This is a genomic window from Thermococcus sp. (assembly GCF_027063845.1).
GTDB lineage: Archaea > Methanobacteriota_B > Thermococci > Thermococcales > Thermococcaceae > Thermococcus.
The window spans coordinates 1-4,807 of the sequence record NZ_JAMOQU010000036.1; the positions used below are offsets into that span (position 1 = coordinate 1).

General features: G+C 55.1%; 4 protein-coding genes. 1 reads left to right on the top strand and 3 read right to left on the bottom strand.

All coding sequences use genetic code 11. The features are described 5' to 3' along the window. Positions 1-709 (bottom strand): TCP-1/cpn60 chaperonin family protein (locus MVO87_RS03005; protein WP_297552118.1); only part of this gene is annotated, 709 nt, incomplete at its 3' end. 177 nt (positions 710-886) lie between these two features. Here MVO87_RS03005 and MVO87_RS03010 point away from each other — a divergent pair. Continuing rightward, positions 887-1,555 carry a Kae1-associated kinase Bud32 gene (locus MVO87_RS03010; protein WP_297552120.1) on the top strand — a complete coding sequence of 223 codons (669 nt, stop codon included), beginning with the start codon at positions 887-889 and terminating at the stop codon, positions 1,553-1,555. Here the strand turns inward: MVO87_RS03010 and MVO87_RS03015 are convergent. After that, positions 1,545-2,804 (bottom strand): methyl-accepting chemotaxis protein, encoded by a 1,260-nt coding sequence (locus MVO87_RS03015; RefSeq protein WP_297552122.1) that lies wholly within the window; start codon positions 2,802-2,804, stop codon positions 1,545-1,547. The two genes, MVO87_RS03010 and MVO87_RS03015, sit on opposite strands and share 11 nt — an antisense overlap. Positions 2,805-2,909: 105 nt before the next feature. Further along, positions 2,910-4,643, bottom strand: a complete 1,734-nt coding sequence (locus MVO87_RS03020; protein WP_297512143.1) for a MutS2 family protein — start codon at positions 4,641-4,643, stop codon at positions 2,910-2,912. Positions 4,644-4,807: the final 164 nt, after the last annotated feature.

Below are 4,807 nucleotides of genomic sequence, written 5' to 3' on the forward strand. Positions count from 1 at the left end.
TGGCGTTCTCGACGCGCCTCGGCATCCTCGGGTGAACGACCTCCTTGTCTATGACGACACCCCTGATGAGCTCGCTCTCGTCAACGCTCTCGCCGGGCTTCTTCTCTATCTTGATGTTGTCGATGTCAACCTTGTACTTCCCGTCCTCCTTCTCGGCGACCTGCATAACCGCTTGAACGGCGAGCTTAGCCAGGAGCTCGCGGTGGGCTTCGGCGCTCTTTCCGGTGATTGAGGTGCCGGCTATCTTGAGGAGGGTCTCCTCGTCGTCGGGGTTGACCTTGATGGCTATCTCGTCGAGTATCTCCTGAGCCTTCTCAGCTGCCATAGTGTAGCCCTTGACGATTATGCTCGGGTGAATGTTCTGGTCGAGGAGCTCTTCAGCCTTCTTGAGAAGCTCACCTGCGATAACGACGGCAGTGGTGGTACCATCACCGGCCTCCTTGTCCTGAGTCTTCGCAACCTCAACCATCATCTTCGCGGCTGGGTGCTGAAGGTCAATCTTGTCGAGAATGGTAGCTCCATCGTTGGTGATGACGATGTCTCCAAGGCTGTCAACCAGCATCTTGTCCATACCCTTCGGACCGAGGGTGGTTCTAACCGTCTCGGCGACAATCCTCGCGGCGAGGATGTTAAGCCTCTGGGCGTCCTTTCCGACGTACCTCTGGGTTCCCTCCGGGAGTATTATAACGGGCTGTCCGCTCATGCTCATTTTGACATTCCTCCAAACGTTTTGCCTTTTTGCGGAATCAGTTCGTCAGCGCTCTATATAAATTTTTGGTTCAAATTGTTCAAATTTTTGGTCTAATTTTGGTCAATCGACAGAAAAATTCGAGAATGGTTATGGAAAGGGCTAAAACCTTAGGGAGGAGCTAAAATTGGTGGTGGAATGAAGCTCATAGCCCAGGGAGCCGAGGCGAAAATCTACGAGGGGACCTTTGAGGAGGTATTTGGCGTTGACCTGCTGAATGAGAGGGTAATCGTGAAGCGCAGGGTTCCGAAGAGGTACAGGATTCAGGAAATAGACGTCAAACTGAGGAAGGAGCGGACCGTCAGGGAGGCAAGAATTCTCCACAGGGCGAAGGAGTTCGGCGTTAACTGCCCGTACGTCTACGAGGTCAACCTGCGCGACATGGTAATAGTGATGGAGTTCATAGAGGGAAAACGCCTGAAGGAGCACCTTGAAGAAGTCCCGATGGACGAACGCTTAAGCCTCTGCCGGGAAGTCGGAAGGCAGATAGGCAGGCTCCACAAAGCCGGCATCGTTCACGGCGACTTAACAACGAGCAATATGATTCTCCGCGACGGGAAGGTCTACCTCATAGACTTCGGTCTGGCCGATTTTGATTCGACGCTCGAGGCGAGGGGCGTTGACCTGCACCTTCTCAGGAGGGCAATGGAGAGCACGCACTACACATGGTTTGAAGAGGGCTTTAAGGCCGTTCTTGAGGGCTACGCTGAGGTTCTCGGCGAAGAGGCGAGGAAAGAAATCGAGGAGAAGATAGAAGAAATAGAGAGCAGGGGGAGGTACAGGGAACGGAGCTGGCTCAAAGCTTGAACCGGTTGACCTCTTCCATGAGCTTCTGGACGACCTCTTCGAAGTCCGCGAGTGTTGCACGGACCTCCTCCAGCGCCGAGGTCTGCTCCTCCGCCGCGGCGCTGACCTCCTCTGCCGCCGCGGTAGTTTCCTCCGCAGAGGCAGCGAGGTTCTCGAGGAAGCGCAGGCCCTCGTCTATCTTCTCGCCCTCCTCAAGGACCTTGTTCTTGAGCTCGTTGGCCTTGACCTCCATCTCCTCCATGAGCTCAGCTATGTGGGTGAGGTACGAGACGCTCTCCTTGAGGACTTCAGTTGACTGGGCAACGGTCTCGACGCTCTTTCCGGTGACCTCGACGCTCTCGTCAATCTTGGCCATAATCTGCTCCACGATGTTCCTGATATCGTCGGCAGCCTGCTTGCTCTCCTCCGCGAGGTTCCTAATCTCCTCGGCAACGACCGCGAAGCCCTTTCCCGCCTCACCTGCCCTCGCGGCCTCTATGGCGGCGTTCAACGCGAGCAAATTCGTCTGCTCCGCGATGCCGGTAATCACGTTGGTTATGTTGGCTATGTTCTTGCCCATCTCAGCAACGCCCTTGACGGTCTCCTCAATCATCAGCATCATGTTCCTTATCTCTTCAATCTGCCCGACGGCCTCTTCGCCCTTCTGACCACCCTCCCTTGCAAGGGCTACAACTTCGCTCATTGACCGTTCAAAGTCCTCCATCGTGTTTATGGTTTCCTTTCCTATTTCGTCAATGTAGCGCATGGTCTCCGTCATGTGGTTGATGTTCTCCTGCTCCCTCTGCGCCTCAATGCTGACCTGGTTGATGGCCTCTGCGACCTGCTGTATGGCCTCGCTAATCTGGTCTATGTTCTCCTTGATGAGGGCGCTTCTCTCGTTTACAACCTCTGCCGCTTCTTTGATAGACGAGACCATGTCGTGGAGGTTTTGGCGCATCTTTTCTATGGCCTTCCGAATCTCACTGAGATGTCCATCGAGCTTAACGTCCTCAACTGTCAGGTCCCCCTCTGCTATTCTGTCGAGGATTCTGACAATGGTGTTCATCTGCTCCTCTATCTCTCTGCGGTACTGCTCGACCTCGGGAGGAATCTTCGCCTTTCCTGCTATGTTCTTCGTCAGCATTATCCCTGCTCCAACGCCAATAATGCCGCCAATCAGGCCCGCTATGGGGCCTGCCAGAAACGCTGGCACTATCGTCAGGCCAAAGGCCAGAACCGGTGACGCTATGAGCGCGCTCTTCTCATCCATGACTCATCCCCCAGGGGAGTACGCGTTAAAAATACTTAAAGCTTTCTAATTAAACAAAGTAAGAACATAACGCCAAAAAGGTGTAGTAACTACCTACACAGGGACCTACACACTCCGTCCGAAAGAGGCCAGAATCCGCTCGTATATCTCCCTGTCCCTTCCTCTCGCCTTTCTCGCGAGCCTCTCGACTATTAACTCAGGTGTGCTCCTGCCGAGCTTCCCGAAGACGGGCTGTCTGTCAACGATTAGATTAAGGTTCTCGTCGAGGCCCTTCGCCTCTATTCCATCAACCCTCGCGAAGGGGAGTTCTTTCTTGAGGTCCTCTCCGAGGTGGGAGACGATAACGACCCTAAAGCCCCTCTCGCGGGCAACCTTGAGGAGCTCGCCGATTATCTTCACAGCGGCACCGGGCTCTGTTATAGCCTCGAACTCGTCTATCAGGATTAGCTTCCGCCCTTTACCGCGCAGGGCTCTCACGAAGGACTTAAGGGCGGTCTCAAATGCCCCAGCTCCGTAAACGCTCCTCTTACGCCGGAAGAAGAACAGCTCGTCGAGGGGCTCAAGCCAGGCCCTTTCAGCCGGAACCGGAAACCCCATGTGGAAGAGGACTTCAACCTGCGTTATTAGCTCGAGCAAACTCGTCTTTCCACCGCTGTTCGCGCCGGTGAGGATTACAACGTCTTCATCGTCAATCCTCTCCGCTCCTGGGGCATTGAACTCCTCCGGCCTCTTCCCGACGACGTAGCTCACTGGCTGTGGGTTCTCGATGAAGAGGTGCCTCCCGCGCAGGAACGCGATTCCACCGCTCCATATTTCAGGGAACGAAAAGCCCGCGGTGAATTCCTTCACAGCGAGGAGGAAGTCGAGCTCGTGAACCCTCTCAAGTTCCTCCTTGAGCTTGGGAATGAGTTCCCTTATTCTATCAAGGATTTCCCTCGCCCTCAGATAGCGTTCAAGGACCAGCTCGCGTTCGAGAAGGTTTCTGAGTTCTTCGACCCTCTCTGCAGGAACGCGAATCGGGTAAAGCTCCTCCCGCGAGAAGAGTTCCACCGTAATGCCGAGTCTATCCGAGAGGTCACGTTCGGCCTCGTTTATCAGCTCGAGGATTTCCTCCTCGACGTCGCTGAAGTGCCGGAATATGGCCTCGTAGTTCCCCTCGCGGAGCTGTGCGAGGAAGCTCAAGAGTTCTTTCCCGCTGAGGGTAAGGCTAAAGTTCTCAAGCCTCTCGCCGATTCTCTCGTTGAGCTCGCGCTCCTTCTCCGCTATCAGCTCGTCGAGGGACTCGAGAACCTTTTGGCGCCCCATTACTTCCTCGAACTCCCTCAAGGCCCCGAGCATTCTCGGAGCAACGCTCCTCTCGCCGGTCAGCTCGCCGATTCTGGCGAGGGCCTCAAGCGTTTCTCTGTTCCTCCAGAGAGGCAGGATGTAGAGCTCGGGAGCGATTTCATGAGGTTTCAGCTCGACGTCAACTCCGTAGCCGAGCGTGCTCAGGACAATCGGATACTCGCGGACCTCCTCGATATCGGTGGTAACGTGGCACAGGTTCAAAGACTCGGCCTCTTCAACCTCGGACTCATCAACCAGAAGAACCCTGTCGTTCAAGAACTCCCTCTGGAACCTTATCGGTTTGACCTTCGAGATTAGGTCCCTCATCTCGGGCCTTACCTTTGAGAGGCCCTCTCTGAGATACTCCTGCCGTCTCCTTATCTCGTCCGGGTCGTTCGTGAGGGAAAAGCGCTCAAGATGGGCCTCGCTACCCGGAAGGCTCAGCCTCCTCCGAACCTCTGACAGGATTGCCCTGTGAACTGCCCTCGCCTCTGGGTTTAGCTTCGGCCTCATCCCTGGAAGCTACGCCCGGGAGTTTATAAGGTTGACCGGCATCGAAAGGTTTTTGTCCTCACGGGAAAATCAACTCAAGGTGGTAATATGGAGGGGCCCGACGCTTCGGTTGGAATCGTGTTCGGTGAATCGAGCACCGACCACTTCACGTTCATAGTCAACCC